Origin of the sequence: Klebsiella sp. 141203 (genome assembly GCF_032601985.1) — a bacterium.
Taxonomy (GTDB): Bacteria; Pseudomonadota; Gammaproteobacteria; order Enterobacterales; family Enterobacteriaceae; genus Klebsiella; species Klebsiella aerogenes.
Window position 1 is genome coordinate 327,485 of record NZ_JAQIRL010000001.1, and the last position, 16,245, is coordinate 343,729.

At 53.6% G+C, this 16,245-nt stretch carries 17 protein-coding genes and 1 riboswitch; of the genes, 6 read left to right on the forward strand and 11 right to left on the reverse strand.

The window, feature by feature from the left end; all coding sequences use genetic code 11:
• Positions 1 to 10: 10 nt before the first annotated feature.
• From tssK to PGR29_RS01675, 4 genes are all read right to left on the reverse strand, one after another.
• Positions 11 to 1,354, reverse strand: coding sequence for a type VI secretion system baseplate subunit TssK (gene tssK / locus PGR29_RS01660; RefSeq protein WP_316423925.1), 1,344 nt, complete (start codon positions 1,352 to 1,354; stop codon positions 11 to 13).
• Positions 1,355 to 1,378: 24 nt separating this feature from the next.
• The gene (gene tssJ / locus PGR29_RS01665) at positions 1,379 to 1,885 is read right to left on the reverse strand and encodes a type VI secretion system lipoprotein TssJ (RefSeq protein WP_101704605.1); all 507 of its coding nucleotides are present in this window, start codon (positions 1,883 to 1,885) and stop codon (positions 1,379 to 1,381) included.
• A gap of 24 nt (positions 1,886 to 1,909) precedes the next feature.
• Positions 1,910 to 2,404, reverse strand: coding sequence for a hypothetical protein (locus tag PGR29_RS01670; protein WP_015366552.1), 495 nt, complete (start codon positions 2,402 to 2,404; stop codon positions 1,910 to 1,912).
• 647 nt (positions 2,405 to 3,051) lie between these two features.
• Positions 3,052 to 3,366: a DUF2502 domain-containing protein gene (locus PGR29_RS01675; protein WP_087860815.1), complete on the reverse strand. Its 315-nt coding sequence runs from the start codon at positions 3,364 to 3,366 to the stop codon at positions 3,052 to 3,054.
• Positions 3,367 to 3,646: 280 nt separating this feature from the next.
• Here PGR29_RS01675 and PGR29_RS01680 point away from each other — a divergent pair, with 280 nt between their 5' ends.
• Positions 3,647 to 4,930, forward strand: a complete 1,284-nt coding sequence (locus PGR29_RS01680) for a glycoside hydrolase family 10 protein (protein ID WP_316424334.1) — start codon at positions 3,647 to 3,649, stop codon at positions 4,928 to 4,930.
• Positions 4,931 to 5,004: 74 nt separating this feature from the next.
• On the opposite strand, the gene PGR29_RS01685 is transcribed toward PGR29_RS01680, so the two are convergent.
• Complete coding sequence (locus tag PGR29_RS01685) at positions 5,005 to 5,982, reverse strand: NAD(P)H-dependent flavin oxidoreductase (protein ID WP_015705465.1); 978 nt, start codon at positions 5,980 to 5,982, stop codon at positions 5,005 to 5,007.
• Positions 5,983 to 6,144: 162 nt separating this feature from the next.
• On the opposite strand from PGR29_RS01685, the gene PGR29_RS01690 reads away from it, so the two are divergent.
• Positions 6,145 to 7,029 carry a LysR family transcriptional regulator gene (locus tag PGR29_RS01690; RefSeq protein WP_316423926.1) on the forward strand — a complete coding sequence of 295 codons (885 nt, stop codon included), beginning with the start codon at positions 6,145 to 6,147 and terminating at the stop codon, positions 7,027 to 7,029.
• A 47-nt stretch (positions 7,030 to 7,076) separates the two neighbouring features.
• On the opposite strand, the gene PGR29_RS01695 is transcribed toward PGR29_RS01690, so the two are convergent.
• The 6 genes from PGR29_RS01695 to PGR29_RS01720 form a co-directional block, all read right to left on the reverse strand.
• Positions 7,077 to 7,625, reverse strand: a complete 549-nt coding sequence (locus PGR29_RS01695; RefSeq protein WP_015366547.1) for an RNA polymerase sigma factor — start codon at positions 7,623 to 7,625, stop codon at positions 7,077 to 7,079.
• A gap of 17 nt (positions 7,626 to 7,642) precedes the next feature.
• On the reverse strand, positions 7,643 to 8,065 hold the full coding sequence (locus PGR29_RS01700) for a hypothetical protein (protein ID WP_026612304.1): 423 nt from the start codon (positions 8,063 to 8,065) through the stop codon (positions 7,643 to 7,645).
• Between the two features lie 108 nt (positions 8,066 to 8,173).
• Positions 8,174 to 9,127, reverse strand: coding sequence for a hypothetical protein (locus tag PGR29_RS01705; protein WP_316423927.1), 954 nt, complete (start codon positions 9,125 to 9,127; stop codon positions 8,174 to 8,176).
• Positions 9,128 to 9,199: 72 nt separating this feature from the next.
• Positions 9,200 to 10,306, reverse strand: coding sequence for a DUF4056 domain-containing protein (locus tag PGR29_RS01710; protein WP_059443892.1), 1,107 nt, complete (start codon positions 10,304 to 10,306; stop codon positions 9,200 to 9,202).
• Positions 10,307 to 10,372: 66 nt separating this feature from the next.
• Positions 10,373 to 11,326, reverse strand: a complete 954-nt coding sequence (locus tag PGR29_RS01715; protein ID WP_045382251.1) for a hypothetical protein — start codon at positions 11,324 to 11,326, stop codon at positions 10,373 to 10,375.
• A gap of 14 nt (positions 11,327 to 11,340) precedes the next feature.
• Positions 11,341 to 12,465 (reverse strand): BamA/TamA family outer membrane protein, encoded by a 1,125-nt coding sequence (locus PGR29_RS01720; RefSeq protein WP_316423928.1) that lies wholly within the window; start codon positions 12,463 to 12,465, stop codon positions 11,341 to 11,343.
• A gap of 257 nt (positions 12,466 to 12,722) precedes the next feature.
• A riboswitch (TPP riboswitch) is annotated at positions 12,723 to 12,826 on the forward strand.
• Between the two features lie 66 nt (positions 12,827 to 12,892).
• On the opposite strand from PGR29_RS01720, the gene PGR29_RS01725 reads away from it, so the two are divergent.
• From PGR29_RS01725 to PGR29_RS01740, 4 genes are read left to right on the forward strand one after another with little or no spacing between them, the layout of a single operon-like run.
• Entirely contained in the window at positions 12,893 to 13,588 is a 696-nt protein-coding gene (locus PGR29_RS01725; RefSeq protein ID WP_316423929.1) for a TenA family protein, read from the forward strand.
• The gene (locus tag PGR29_RS01730) at positions 13,585 to 14,310 is read left to right on the forward strand and encodes an ABC transporter ATP-binding protein (RefSeq protein WP_316423930.1); all 726 of its coding nucleotides are present in this window, start codon (positions 13,585 to 13,587) and stop codon (positions 14,308 to 14,310) included. Before PGR29_RS01725 ends, PGR29_RS01730 begins: the two co-directional genes overlap by 4 nt.
• Positions 14,307 to 15,047: an ABC transporter permease gene (locus PGR29_RS01735; protein WP_316423931.1), complete on the forward strand. Its 741-nt coding sequence runs from the start codon at positions 14,307 to 14,309 to the stop codon at positions 15,045 to 15,047. The genes PGR29_RS01730 and PGR29_RS01735 overlap by 4 nt, the downstream gene beginning before the upstream one ends.
• A gap of 27 nt (positions 15,048 to 15,074) precedes the next feature.
• Positions 15,075 to 16,004 (forward strand): ABC transporter substrate-binding protein, encoded by a 930-nt coding sequence (locus PGR29_RS01740; RefSeq protein WP_316423932.1) that lies wholly within the window; start codon positions 15,075 to 15,077, stop codon positions 16,002 to 16,004.
• Positions 16,005 to 16,245 lie beyond the last annotated feature (241 nt).

The window sequence follows — 16,245 nt, forward strand, 5'->3', positions numbered from 1 at the left end:
GCTCGCTTTCTTATTCCGACGGGCTACGGATAGCCCAAAATTCCATATCCAGGCCGGGGAACTCGCCTGCCAGATGCAGGGCGAAGGCGCCAGATTTCTCCATGTCGTTCCACAGCTCGCCGCCCTTCTCGACTGCAAAGTAGTTGTAACCGGCATGCCACGGAATTTGCGGCGGCGCGGCGGGCATAGCGCGCAGGATCAAACCCGGTAGCTGTAGTTGCACCAGATCGCGAATTTTGCTCACCGGCGCAACTTTCATCTGCGCCGGGAAGTGCGTTTGCAGAACATCACCTGGTACGCTGGCTTTAACTGCCAATACGAATCCGAAATCACGCACCATGCTGCTCTCAGGTACCGTCGCGATGTTCAACCCATGCGACCGTTCTATCAGCGGCAGCTGAATGGCGTTGTCTTCCATTACCTGTGATAACCCCTGGCGCAGCAACAACATCAGTTTGCCGAAGCAGCTAGCGAGATCGTCATGGTCATAAATCGGCAGCGCGGCATCCGGACCGCGCTGCGCCATCCAGGTCGTCAGCTCGGCGGCGAACGGCAGCCAGCTATTCCACAATGACTCGGGATGAACTAACGGCAACGTTTTGAGATGTGAGAGATGGCCGAGATGGCGATTGACCAGCGCAAGTAGAGTGAACTCAATTAATTCAGAAGTATTAAAACGCCCCGGCTGTCGCAGCCGGCTGCCGATTTGCTGGCTACGCTGCGCCAGCAGACCATGCAAGTCGTTGATCATCGAGTAAATCAAAGGATGATTGATGCCGTTGAGCATCGGCGGGATGTAGCCATTATCGAGTTTTACGGCGTTATCGTTGCGCTTTTCGGCGATGAACGCCACGCCGATAGCCGTCCACTCGGCGGTCAAATCCTTTTCCAGCATCAGGGTGAGCCGCGGGCGGGCAAACTGCACGGTGGCATCGCCGACCGACAGCGCATTGTCATCTTCCACATCCTGTTCAAACGCGGTAAATCGCGCCAGCGAGTCTTTTTCCTCGCTGAAGATAACCTCTTCCCGACCGCCGCGACGAACCGGCAAGGCCAATACGACTTTTTCGCCCGTGACGTTATCCGGGATTTGCAACGGCGCCGGGCCCTGACGAGCATCGCGAAACTGGAAGAAAGTCCCATCCGGCAGCAGGCCGCTGGCATAGCTCAGAGCTATGCACCCCTGACGCAGCATCGCATCATCAAGTTCAATCTCAAGAAAACCCCACAGCCAGGAGCGCTGTAATCCGCCCCATTCGCGAATTTGCGTTTGCAGGTAGCTTTCTGCCCGCTGAAAGTGATGCGGACGCAAAAACATGCCTTCGGTCCAGACCACCTTTTCTGCTTTATTCATACAAATTTCCTGTTAGGGCTCGCGCTATTGCTGCACGACGCGGATCCCGTTAACGTCAAGATATAAATTGGCTTGCAGCTGATCTGCTGACAGTTTCCAGAACTGCCAGAAAGGGGTTTCGCCAGGCGTTGGCAGAGGAAGAGAAATGCGCCACTTTTTACCATCGAGAGATTGGTATTCCGCCATCACTCCGATATAACGCGCCTCCGGCGAGGACTGCCCGCTGAGTTTTTTTGCCAGTTGCCCCGGCATCAGGAAAAATTCATCGCTGTTCAGCAAGTTGCCGGCGAGAACTTTTTGCGCGTTATTTTGTAAGGAGTAGAAATCGGCGGACATGAATTCCGCATCGGATTTCAGCACTAACACTCTGACCTTTAATGGCGCAGAGCTGTTAATTTGCGGGTGGGCCTGGAACTGAAGATTGTATCGGGCAGGGTCGCTGTGTGAAGACGAACCACATCCACTAACCAACGTAAAAAGAAACAAATAAAACGCCAGCATGACCTGGCGTAAAAGAGAGTTATTATTCATACGGTGTCGCTCGTAAAGGCGGGATTAATCCAGAATCCAGGTACCGTTATTGCCGTTTTTGCAGGCTTTGGTATTTCCGTCGACGCTCACGCAGGTCGCTTTCTTACGCGCCTTCGGGCGCTTCGACTGTTCGCGAACCGTTTTATCATACAGCTCACTTTTGACAACGGCATTGGCCGGAGCATAGCCAATTAAATTTTCCTGACCTTCATTGGCTAACGCTATCCAGCCGTCCTGGGCCTGTCCCAATGCAATATAATTAGCACCTGGAACTAATTGCACAATCACTTTGCCGCCATACCCGGCCTGGCTCATTACCGCGGCGGAATACAGCGCGCGATATTCTGCGTTAATCGGGGTAAATTCCGTTGGAGGAACAACAATATGGCGATGGGTCAAATTGACGCCGTTAACCTGCGTGGTTTCAATGGTGTCATCGGTAATTTGCGGCTTCGGCGGCGCTTCGCACCCTGCCAGTGAAACCGCAATCATAGCGGCTAAAAACACTCGCGTTTTCATATGCTTTTCCATTGCAATGCTATTATTTTCTCAAGGGTTATTCCTGCTTGAATAACAAGTCTGAATATCCTTAATCACTGTGCGTAAAAGGGTTCCAGCTGTGGTATGGGCATAGCTACCGCACGAATCTTCACCGCAGTGGATCCCTTTATTACATTTCATTAACTATCACCACACAATTTTACAGATCGATTGTGTCAATTCAACACGCAATTTCGGCTCGTAGTTATGGGTGGTTAGCGTATTTAAAATTTTAGGATTAATCTCACTCGCTCTTTTAGCGCAGAAAGTCGAACAATCGCCGAAAAAGTGTAATACCAGAGACCATACAAAAGAAAGTGTAATTTAACCATGTGATTTAAAAGATATATTTAATTATTTTGCAAATCGGATTTTTCATTCGCTGTGAATATGGAATAGTCTTAAAAAATATTTCGCGGTAAATTTGCCCACCAATCTTGGTAGGCTATTTTTATTTTCATCAGGTAATACTGATGCTGTAAAAAATCAAAGTGATATTTGACATTATTGCGGGAGGCTTCTAAAGACAGTTTACGCAAACCATCGACAGCAGCGAATAATGAGTTGAATCTTGAGGGGTGAATTGCAGTAGCTAAAAAACGGAGCCTGATGGCCCCGTTAATGTTTTAGTGATGATGCTTCTTGTGATGTTTATAGTATTCTTTCTCACGCTTCTTCGCGTCTTTACGACCGTCGTGGTAGCCCTTCTCGTAGGCTTTACGCTGTTTTTTCTCTAGCTTTCGCCAGTGCTTGTCGCGATATTCATAATGACGATGCCAGTAGTCTTTATCACGCCAACGGCCGCCGTCCCAGTAATGACCGTAGGAATCCCGGTCGCCTATCTGCAGTTTAATAGCCGGCAAAAGCGTAATCTCTTCGGCTTGGGTGACGATCGGTGCGGATGCCAGCAAAACGGCGGCCAGCAATAATATTTTTCGCATCGGATTCTCCTTAGCTGTGCGTCTCGTAATATGTTGTAACACAACTGACCAGCTAATTATCCAGGTTAATTCTGCTTTTTCAGCTAACTGCTGTGAAAGGTTGTCGTTAGTTCTGCACGTTACGCGTACAGATACCAGACAAAAGGCATTTTATTTTTCTTTGCATCGGAGCGCGGCTTGCCCTGGTGGGGGAATCATAAGACAATGTGATTTTTCAAGCGTCTACATGCCTACGGGAGTAATAATTATCGCTTCTCGTCGCCTTCTCTCCGTCACCTGCATGACCCGGCTCGGCGCGGTTGCCGCCGCCGTACTGCTGCTCGTGACTTGCACCAGTAAAGCGCCAAAATCTCTGGTGACCGCCAGTAAACCGCCCGTTACGCAAAAATCGGCAAAAAATCAGCAGCCAGTACGCGGCGTCTGGATCACCACGGTTTCTCGTCTCGACTGGCCGCCGGTGGGTTCAATTATCGCCAGTAGCCCGGAAAGCCGTATCAGCCAGCAAAAGCTGGCCCTGATCGCCAAACTCGACAATCTACAACGCCTGGGCATCAATACCGTCTTCTTCCAGGTTAAACCGGACGGCACCGCGCTGTGGGATTCCCACATCTTGCCGTGGTCAGACATGTTGACCGGCAAAATTGGCGAAAATCCCGGCTACGATCCGCTGCAGTTTATGCTCGATGAAGCGCATAAACGCGGGATGAAAGTTCACGCGTGGTTCAACCCGTATCGGGTATCGGTTAATACAAAACCCGCTACCATCGCCGAGCTTAACCACACCCTGGCTCAGGTCCCCGCCAGCGTATTTGTCCTGCACCGCAACTGGATACGCACCGCCAGCGATCGCTTTGTGCTCGACCCTGGGATCCCGGAAGTCCGTGACTGGATAACCAGTATCGTGGCGGAAGTGGTGCAAAACTATCCCATCGACGGCGTGCAGTTTGATGACTATTTCTATACTGAGACGCCGGGATCGACGCTGAACGATAATCAAACCTATCAGCGATATGGTCAGGGTTATGCCTCAAAAGCCGACTGGCGGCGTCATAACACCCAACAGTTGATAGCGCAGGTCTCACAGACCATCAAGAAACTCAATCCGCAGGTTGAGTTTGGCGTCAGCCCGGCGGGGGTATGGCGCAACCGCTCCCACGATCCGGCCGGCTCTGACACCCGCGGCGCGGCGGCTTATGATGAGTCCTATGCCGATACCCGCAGTTGGGTTCAACAAGGGCTGTTGGATTATATCGCGCCGCAGTTGTACTGGCCGTTCGCCCGCGACGCCGCGCGCTATGATGTGCTGGCTAAGTGGTGGGCCGATGTCGTGAAACCCACTCACACCCGGCTCTATATCGGCGTGGCGCTGTATAAAGTCGGCGAGCCGTCAAAAAATGAACCAGACTGGATGGTCGACGGCGGCGTGCCGGAGCTGAAAAAACAGATCGACCTCAATGAAACCACACCGGGTATTCAGGGGACGATTCTGTTTCGTGAAAACAACCTTAACCAGCCGCAAACCCAGCAGGCGGTTCAGTATCTGCAGCAGCGCTGGGGTAGCTAATTCCGGCTAATCACCCTCCCCGTTGTCGCATACGGGGAGTTTCTGTTTTCCGCGTGAGAGCGCAGCGGTAGAGATTAAACCGTCAGTTCCTCCACCACTTCCGCTACGCTCTTGATCCGCTGAATACTGCCGATGCCGGTTCCCAGTGAAATGTAGCCTTCGTCAGTGTTGCCCTCCAGCATACCAATTCGCAGGCCGCGTAAACCGCCCATTTCCGCGGCTATGGTTTCATTACTGGCGCCGGATTTATCTAACGCCACCAGCCTGGCGGCTAATTTACCCGGCAGCGAACGATAGTAATCTGGCAATGTGCGAAATAGCTGCAAATCCAGACCGTTAGCTTGCACGATCATCTCTTTCACCGATGGCGGCACGCGGCTCTCGGTGGTGCTGATAAACACGGAGCCGGCAAATACCCCCTGCGCGCCCAGCGCGTGGGCGGCCCTGGCGGTGCGCCGGTCGGTAATCCCGCCAGCCGCCAGCACCGGCACACGCTTCACCGCATCAACAATCAATGGCACGATTGAAAACGTACCTAGCGCCGTTCCCGGAAGCGTTCCGCCTTCGTCGAAGCCGGTGGCGACAATAACATCAGCGCCCATCTCCTCCGCCTCGCGGCTGTTTTCCGGTGTTGGGTTAATATCACGATAAATAATGCTGATCCCGGCCTGCTTAAGCGTGGCAAACAGCGAGGGAATGATAGCTCCTTGACCATAGCCGGTATAAACCACCGCTTTAACCCCCTCTTCCTTGACTACCTCTACAATCGGCGGCGTCCAGATATCGTTTTCAACCGTCGGAATGAGATTTACAGCGAAAGGTTTCTCGGTGAGTCGTTTCGTTTTACGGATCTCTTCACGCATCTTTTCTGCCGTCTCCTGCGGCGTCGAGACGGCGGTTTGCGCGGTTAAACCTGCGTTCGGCCCTAATACGCCCAGCCCGCCGGCATTACTGACTGCGGCGACTAACCGGGCGTCGGTTAGCCAGGATAGCGGCCCCTGAATGACAGGTTTTTCAATACCGAGAATATGGCTAACAGAATGGTTTTGCATGATGCGGCTTCCTTAGTGTGTTTTCTGGCGCTTAGCGCTGGGATGACGCCACTGTAGGCCGCTTTATTGTTGGGAAAAATAGTAAAAGTTATCCTTCACTGTTATTAAATAAGTAATAATCAAAGTGAAATACGATGTTGTCATCGGAGCACATTGGCACAAATGAACTTAAATCTGTTTGAATCTATTAAGATTTTTATCGAGATTATCGAGTCTGGCAGCTTTACGCGCGCCGCCGAGAATCTGCAGATCCATCGCCCGGCGGTCACGAAAGCGCTACAGCAGCTTGAGCAGCACTGCGGCGTTCGGCTTCTGCAGCGTACCACCCGACAGATCCACCTCACCCCTGATGGCGAGGCGTTTTATCGTCGTAGTAAACCTCTGCTGGCGCAGGCCGATGATCTTATGGAGTCTTTCGCCCCGCAGCGTCCGCTACGTGGTCAACTGCGCATAGATATGCCTATCGCTCTGGCGAAGTTAGTGGTCGTGCCGAATCTCCCCGCCTTTTATCAGCAACATCCGGAGATTGAAATTGTGCTGAGCAGCTCCGACCGGCGGCGGGATATGCTTCGCGAGGGCCTCGATTGCGTCCTGCGCATTGGCGAGCTTGAAGACGGTGACTATATCGCACGTCATCTCGGTACCGTCGGTATGAAAACCTGCGCCAGCCCGGCCTATCTGGCGAAATACGGCGTTCCCGCAACCCTTGACGACCTGCGGCATCATCAGGCGATCAACTGGCTGAATAACAGTAATCATCAGACCATGCGCTGGGTGTTTCAGACTGACGCCGGGCAGCAGGACATTTCGCTAGCGGGTAAACTGGTGGTCGATAATTCAGAGACTTACATCGCCGCTGGCCTTGCTGGACTCGGCATTATGCAGGGTTTGGATCTTTTCCTTCAACCCTGGTTGAAAAGCGGCGAGCTGGTTGAAGTCCTGCCAAATAATCCGGTACCCTCCAGGAAGTTATCGCTTATTTATCCCCATCGTCATGTATCGCGCAAGGTGCGCGTCTTCGCCGAGTGGCTAGCGACAATGTTATAGGAGTACGGATAAAATAAAGCCCGGCGCTATCTGCTGCCGGGCATGAATTAAGGCGCGGTAAGTTCATCGTAAAGCGTTCGCAAACGGCTGCGCAGAAACAGCACTGCTTTGTGTTTACGCGACAGCCACGCCTGTTCGCTGGCGCCGCTCTCTGCCGCCAGCTCCCTGTAGCTATAGCCCTGCAGTTCGGTTTTTTCGAAGGCTTCACGTTGCAGCGGCGGCAGTTCCGCCAGCGCTTCGGTTAATGCCTCCCACAACAGTTCTTTAAGGTATGCTTCCTCCGGCGTCTGCGCGACGCCAAACAGCGTTTCCGCCAGCTCATCCTCGGCAAAGCCGCCATCGCCATCTTCATCAGTATCGAATGTTAATGGCAACTCGCGCTTCTTACGCGACCGGTCGGTCATTTCATTACGCGCCGCCCGGAATAACCATGCCGCCACGTTCTCCACCGGTTGCTCGACTTTCATCAGTTGCAGGGTGACTTCCTGCAGGATGTCATCGGCATCGTCACGTACGGCGGTTCTACCGCGAATAAACGCGCTTAAACGCGCACGACAGGCGGCAAGCGCAGACAGCAGCCGTGATTCCCCCGCCATCGCGTTGTTTACCTCGTTCACTCGGCATCCGGCGCTTTCGCCGATGGGTTATCGTCAGTCGGTTGCCCACCGCGACGTTCATGCCAGCCGCAACGGCCGCGATGTCCGTGGCGGCCGAAACGTTGGGCAAACTCCTCTCGCTGCTCCGGGGTCATGGTCATCCAGCGTTCATGCATGCGTCGACGCGCCTGAGCCATACCAAACATACCGCGATGAAAACCTAAACCGCCAAACAAGATACGGCACAGCGCCAGTAATCCCAAAGCCTGCCAGAAACCGATGCTTTTCACCCCGAAGATAGCCGGCAGCAATGCGTTCCATAGCGACATCACGACCAGACTCAGCACCACAACAATCACCGCGCCGATAATCAGCGGCCGCGCCATTCTGTGACGTCCAAAACCCTGGTGATGATGCCCGTGTCGTTCAAAATCTCTCATCGTCAATTACCTCATAAAAATGTATGTATCGAGGTAGACGAATCAGCGAAGAAAATATTGCCAATAAAAATGAAAAAAATAGCGCAATCATGAAAACGGGTAAATCACTCAGAAACTCATCGCTAAACCGAGGCCATACCCTTCGGTGTTATTACCGAACATATAGCGGGCCACCAGTCGGGTGCGGGTGATGAATACCGGATACTGGCTGCTGTCGAGCTCCAGGCCAATGCCGAGCGAACTCAGGCTATCAAAACCGAGTTCACCGCGCTGGTCGCCAAGATAGATAGTATGAGCGCCTTCCAGCACATAGCGTACCGGGCTTTTCAGCAGCGTCCAGTCGGCTATCGGCGCGCGTCGACGAAGGTAGATACCCAGATTTTCGGCGCTGGCCTGCCCCTGGACCGCTTCTGATGTGCTACCGAAGGTTTGCAAATTCATCGCGGAATAGCGCGCTTCTATGTCAATATCCTGCGTGTTGGAAAACAGTTCATAATCAAGCATTAACGAACCGCCCAACCCATAAGCGTTCAGTCGCCCACCATCGAGGAAGCGAATATCGGCATCCGTTTTACGTTCGAGCGCCCAGCGACCGAGGCGTGCATCGCTGGCCATGGTGCCCAGCATCATATTGAAGATAGGCCGTAGCACCAGTTTTCCGCCCCATCGGTCCTGATACAATGGAAAGTCCCAGCCGACGCCGCCAGTAGCGGTCAGACTGTTCCATTTGGTGGGAATGGTACGGCTCTGGGCACCATCGCTGACCACAAATTGCGGATCGTAGCGACTATAACCGAGGGTGCCTTCCAGATAGAGCGGAAAATCCTCACTCAAGGTGGCGCCGCCGCCAAATTGCGTGAGGGTTAGTTCGTTTTTCTCATTCGCGCCGGAGCCAATATTCAGATCGCTGGCGGTAACGTCAGGTACCACGGTGTAACTCATTAAGGTGAGCACCGCATCCGCGCGCTGCTTTAGCCGACTGCCGTCAAGGGCATAGCATTCCTGACTAACTAAAAGCACCGTCAGTAGCAGCCAGCACGCACGCGGAACACCAAATACCATAGCCTGATGCTACCTCATCAATAACGGGGGAATTCGTTTGATTGAGTATAGCCAGCAGCGTCCAAACGTTAGTTATTTTTCAATACGCTGCAGCTGAATGGCATCCGCCTGCTGCGCTTTATCAGCAAGCTGCTGGAACTGTTGCGGAGAATAAAAATTATGCGGCGCTGGCAGCGACTGCATATCCTGCCCCGGATGGATTTGCAGTTGACCCAGTTCCGCGAGCGTAAACCCGGCAACTTCCTTTGGCATCGTCAGGCGATACGGCGGCGTGCGTTCAAAAGGAACCGGCGTTGGTAGGCGATTTTCGCTGAGATCGTAATTCCGCTTCAGCACCAGAAATTTATCCGGCACTCGCCGTTTACTGTTCCACCAGTCGCCGTCGACTTCACGGAACATCCTCTCGGTCTCACTTTGCGGCGCGACCAGCAGTTTGACCAACGCCTGTTTTAACGCCGCTTCCATCGCCCGGTTGTAGGCATCGACTGAACCGGCTTGCCCTTGCAATATAACGTTGATCGCCAGACGTGCGCCTAGCAGATTGGAATAGAGATCCTCCGGCGAAAAGGCGGAAATTTCTTCTGAAAAACCCGGAACCGACTGGAAACCATACCATTGGGCGATCTCATGCCATTGCGCGATTTCGAAGGCCAGATGGCCGGCAAGCCAGGCGGCAATGGTATATCGCTGCGGCATTGAAGCCGGCGGCGTAAAGGCATTTAACTGGACGCGGCGTACGCCCAGCTCCTCGCTATAAAAGATGCGTCCTGGCTGCCCGAGCGTCGGGTAAATTCGGCTGAATAAATAAAAGGTGTAATCAGCGGTATCACGCACATGGGCAATATCAATAAAACCGCCGCGGCGGGTATAAATAAGGCCATTGTGCTCATCGCTTAAGCCAACCAGATTTTTGACCGCGCCGAGCGCGCTATCGTTGTAATGATGCTCGCCTAAGGTATCGAGCGTCAGCACATTACCAATCTGATAAACCGGGATTGGCACGCCAATGGCGCGCACCCGCAGATCGAAACCGAAGGCGCAGCATGGGCGCAGCGATTCTGGCGGCGATAATTCACCCACTACCGGGCTGACATGGTTAACGGGAATCGTCGGTAATACCGGGTCCTGGGCAAATACCGAAAAAGCAGCCGCCAATAACCACCACAAACTCTTACGCATCAAAAGCGTTCTCCATGACACAAAAACAGCGCGCATCATACTCGCCGATGGCTACGCGCCGTTAAGTCAAAAACGGTATTCACCGGCGACAAAGAAACTATTGCGATCGTTAAAGCCAAATTCGGTCAGAACGTTGAAGTTACGCGTGATTTCGTACTGGGCGCCGATCAGCATATTCCATGGTGAAGTGAGTTTCTGTTTGACATCAAACTTGCCGTCGCCGTCTTTATTGACCGCGGCAATCAATGGCTGCAGCTGTGGCGGCATATGCAAATCGGCCAGGTTGCCTTTAAATTCCTGCTGCACATCCTGATACATACTGCCGACCCACACGCTGAGATGCGAAGGGCCAGAAATCCCCTGAAGGTTGAAGCGATAGCCAACGCGAGGTGACACTGTCACGGCAGAAATACTGCCGTCGAGAATATCGAAATCGGTGCGGGTGTAGTTTGTATCGACGAGGGCAAACCAGTTCTCATAGCCGCCAGCCAGCGTGAACCCGCCTCCCCAGGTGGTACCTTTGAAATCGAGAACAAAATCGATATTTTGCAACTCGCCACTTTGATTAAGGTTATGCACTGCGCCGGCGATGATGCGATCCAGACCGCGGTATTGCGTTGGGTCGGCATCGACCGACACATTCGACACCGACGAACCGCGGGTGTGGCCTAAAATCCCGTAGACATTAAGGAAAGGAAACACCCACATATCGAGACGAAGATTCTCGGTTTTGCTCTTCTCTCGCGTGTGTCCGGCATCGATGGCGAACATGTCGCTGGGGATCGGATGGTTACCCAGCTTCAGTCCGGAAAAGGTGATGCTGTCGACCATAATATCCTGGCGCATATTCATATAGCTGAGATTGACGCCAAACGGCAGCGGGATGGAATAACCGCGAGCGCGCGCTTCGTCGCCCCAGATGGGAAAGTAGCTATCGCTGTCGTCACTTTCCGCCGCACAGGCATTCCACACGGCGCCAGAGGTCAACAGCAGCGTGATGACGGTTGTTTTCCATCTCATTTTTATTCGTACCTTTACAGTCCGGAACCCACGTTAAAATAGACCGCCTGTTCGTGTTCGCTAAATGCGACATCGACGCCGGTAAATAAACCATACTGACGGGCGACCAGATAACGAAACCCGGAGCCCCACGCCACTTCGGTTTGCTGCCACAGCGACCTCGCCTCATCGCTCGCGCTGCCGATACCGACAAAACCTTGCAGGATCCAGCGCGGCGCAAATTGCCAGGCCAGTTGCGTCTGGGCGACAGCGACATAATCGCCCTGATAGCGAAAACGCGAGATGCCGCGCAGTTCGATGTAAGGCCGGGCCATAGGCGTTAGATGCTTGTCATGATGAGTCAGCGACTGATAATTTGCCGCCAGCGCCAGGGTTAAGGTCGGCGCCAGCGGGATAAAGTATTTACCATCCAGCGACAACTGATTGTAATGATAGTCGCCGCCGAGAAGAGCGCGGTAAAAACGGTACTCGCCCTGCAGTGATAACCCTTTCTTAGGGTAGAAAAAATTATCAGTGGTGTCATATTCCGCCACCACGCCCAAGGCCGAAGAGGTGCTGTTTTCCCCCAGCACCCGTTGCCACACCTTGTTGATCAGCTGATTGTCCGCGGTTACATCGGTGTGCGCATAGAATTGCGAGGCGCCAAGAAAAACCGGTGAATCCCCCACGCGGAATAACAGCTTTTGTAAACCGCCAAAGCCTTTGGTATGGGTTTGCACTGCCACATTTTTGTTAAACCCGGCAATGTCACCCGAATAGATATCGAGATTGACATTGGCGTAGCCCGCGCCAACCAGATAACGAATGCTGTCGTGATTCCAGGTTTGACGATGCGCGGCGCCGATGAACCAGGTCCCATTTTGCGTCCCGCCGCCGCCGAACCCGGTCAGTGCCGGTGGAATAAAGCGATCGCCCTCGCGGGAGCCTTTACCGTGCAGAAATAAACCAAACAGACCGCCGCCGTAGCCGATAGCCGGCTCGGTAATCATCACAGGTACCGGCAGAAAACCGTACGGGTTATCCTGCAGATACTGGCTCATATCGAGCATGCCGTCTTCAGGGTCGAATAATTGCGCTGCGATAGACGCGCCAGGCGCGAGGGCAAGCATCAGTAAAAGAGTAAGGCCTGCCAGCTTCATGCGGTCTCCAGCACTGACGCATTCATAAGAGGATATTAATGTAATGTGCTAAAAATATATCGTAAGCCCTTGTTCTACGCCAACTTACCCTCTTCTTACTTTGCTTATTTTTGGATAAAAAAGCGTGGTTAATCACACAAATTGATAAATGTTATTTATCGATCCGTCCCATCGCTCCTTAAAAGTGACAGCGTCACAGATATCGCCGTTTTTTACCTTGCCGCCGTTGTAATCAAAAAGTGAATGACGTATAACATGTCGCAACCGAGGGGTGTCCCGTGAGGGCTGAGATGGCGTAAAAGCCGAACCCTTTGAACCTGATCTGGGTCATGCCAGCGAAGGGACGGGTCGGCATGTTCGCCAGTTTTCAGTTTTGCCTGTTCACACTTCTGCACGCCCGGATCTCCCCCTATTTTCAGGAGGTCCCATGATGATTCCCGCTTTTACCCAAGGTCTTTACGGCCGACTGCGCGAGCAGGCCGGTGGCGAATGGCAACGCTACGTGTCGCACCCTTTCCTCCAGCAATTAGCCGCAGGCACGCTACCGCAGGCAGCCTTTCGTCGTTATTTGACCCAGGATTATCTGTTCCTGATCCATTTCGCTCGCAGCTACGCCCTGCTGGTCAGCAAACTTCGCACATTACCAGAGATGCGCGCCGCCGCCGCCTCGATGAATGCCATCCTTGCTGAGCTACCGCTACATGTAGGCTATTGCGAGCAATGGGGATTAAATGAAGACGCTATGGCCCTGCAAAGCGAAGCGATGGAAACCGTCAACTACACCCGTTACGTTCTGGATATCGGTCACTCCGGCGACGCGTTGGATCTGCTGGCGGCGCTGCTGCCCTGCGTTGCGGGTTATGCGGAAATCGGGCTCGGTCTGTTGCACAACCCACAAACCAACTTGCACGATAATCCCTATGCTTCATGGATCCGCAACTACGGCGACGAGAGCTATCTACAGGGCGTCAATGCAGCGATCGGCCTGCTGGAAACGCTCTGGCAACAGCGCGGCGCGGAATCACGGTTCACCGGGCTGAGCGACATATTTACTACCGCTACCCGGCTGGAGGGCAATTTCTGGCAAATGGGACTGAATGCCGCCGGGCAGGACAAGGCGTGATGGCGCCAGGTATTCACGTTCGCGATTTATGTCTGCGTTTTGGCTCGCGGGAGATCTTTCACGATCTCTCTTTCGATATTGCCGCCGGGCAATGGGTGTCGCTCCTTGGCGCCAGCGGCGCGGGAAAAACCAGCCTGTTGCGTATTATCGCCGGGCTGGCGGCGCCAACCCGCGGAACCGTCGTCGCCAGCGATGGCCTTCCCGTCACTACGCGACTGGCGTGGATGGGGCAAAAAGATCTGCTCTATCCGTGGCTTAACGTGCGGGAAAATGTCGCCCTCGGCGCCAGGCTGCGCGGTGAGAAGGTCGACAACGCGCGGGTAAACGAGCTTCTTGAGCTGGTCGGGCTGGCCTCCTGCGCTGATGAACGCCCGGCCGCGCTGTCTGGCGGGATGCGCCAGCGCGCGGCGTTGGCGCGCACCCTTTATGAAGATCGCCCCATTGTGCTGATGGATGAACCGTTTTCCGCTCTCGATACCCTCACCCGCACACGCATTCAGACCCTGGCCGCGCGCTTACTGACCGGACGTACCGTGGTGCTCATCACTCATGACCCGATGGAAGCCTGCCGCCTCAGCCATCGTCTGCTGGTACTCTCGCCTGATGGTGAAATTGATGATAGCCATCATTTAAGCGGAATCCCGCCTCGCGCCCCGGATGATGGCGCGCTGTTGGCAAGCCAGGCGCAGCTGCTGCAGCAATTGATAAGGGCGAACGGATGAGGGGCAAGTTACTGCGCGGGAGCAGCGTCTTTTGTGGTCTACTGTTGCTCTGGCAACTGGCGAGCAACAGCGGCATTCCCGCCTTTTTGTTGCCTTCTCCTGCGGCGGTCGCTGAAGCGCTGTGGAATAACCGTAGCTATCTGGTCAGCCATACCCTTGTCACCCTGAGCGAAATTCTCAGCGGAATGGCGCTCGGCGTCGCGCTCGGTATGGTGCTGGCGCTCTGTATGACCATGTCGCCGCGATTACAACGCTGGTTGATGCCGCTGGTACTGACCAGCCAGGCCATTCCGGTATTCGCCCTCGCCCCGCTATTGGTACTGTGGTTTGGTTTTGGTATGAGCGCCAAGGTCATGATGGCGGTGCTGGTTATCTTCTTCCCCGTTACCTCAGCTTTCTTTGACGGTCTGCAACGGGTCAATCGCGACTATCTCGATCTGGCCCGCACCATGGGCGCCTCCTTTAGCGCTCAGTTGCGTCATGTCCGGCTCATGGCGGCGCTACCCGCGCTAGGTTCCGGCCTGCGGATGGCCGCCGCCGTCGCCCCCATTGGCGCGATTATCGGTGAATGGGTCGGCTCCGCCGAGGGGCTCGGCTACGTAATGCTGAATGCCAATGCCCGCCTGCAAACCGATATCTGCTTCGCCGCCCTGTTCATTTTAGTGCTGCTGACCATCGCGCTGTGGTTGGCGGTCGACGCCTTTTTACACCGGCTGATCAACTGGTCGCCGGAATAACTTATCAACAGATAATAAGGAAGAGATATGCGTATACCTCTGTTAGCCGGCCTTACTCTACTGGTCTGCGGCCAGGCATCAGCCAATGAAAAGCTGACCCTGGTACTGGACTGGTACATCAACCCGGATCATGCGCCCATTATGGTGGCGCAACAGATTGGCGCCTTTCGGGATGCCGGGCTGGATGTCAACATCATCCCCCCTTCCGATCCGGCGCTCCCTCCGCGTCTGGTTGCCGCACGCCAGGCGGATTTAGCGATCACCTATCAACCGCAGGTCCACTTCTTCGCCGATGAAGGACTGCCGCTGGTCCGCGTCGGGACGCTGATCCACTCGCCGCTAAATACCGTGATTGCACTGGATCCGCGCATCAAATCTCCGGCCGATCTACAAGGGAAAAAAGTGGGATATTCGGTGAGCGGTATTGAACAGGCGACACTGGCCACCATGGCGCAGCACGCCAACATCGACCCTGAAAGCATCAAATTGATCAACGTTAATTTCCAGCTCACCAGCGCTCTGCTGGCCGGCCAGGTCGATGCTGTTATCGGCGGTTATCGCAATATCGAAGCGCTGGAACTCAAACTGCAGGGCAAAAAACCGGTGGTTATGAACGTGGAAGACTATGGCGTGCCCGCTTATGACGAACTGGTGATCGTGGCAAACAAAGCCGAGGTCAACGCCCCTAAAATCAAAAAATTCCTCGACGCCTTACAGCAGGGAGTGAGTTATTTGCGCGCGCATCCGCAGCAAACCTGGCAGCGGTTTGCCAAAGCGCATCCGGAACTCAATACCGAACTGAACCAGCAGGCGTGGTTGCAGAGCGTGCCGCTGTTCGCCACCGATCCGGCAGCGTTAGATAAGCCGCGCTACGACGCGTATGAACAATTTTTATATAACAATAAGTTGGTGAAAAAAGTAACACCTTTAGCAAATTATGCGATCGAACTGCGTTAAGTAACCATAAAACTGACGGAAGTATTTCCGTCAGTCATTCAGCGAAGCGGTAATAAAAATATATAGACTTTCTCACTAATAATTACACTTTCCATGGTTTTAAAAACAATCGAAATTTAGCTTTTAAATCAGCCAATTATATTGACATTCCTGTATGTAATAATCGCGTCAAAATAGCGCCTTAAATTAAAGATTGAATGCGGATTTAAAAAGCCATATATTGTGCGCGCTTTATGAATGC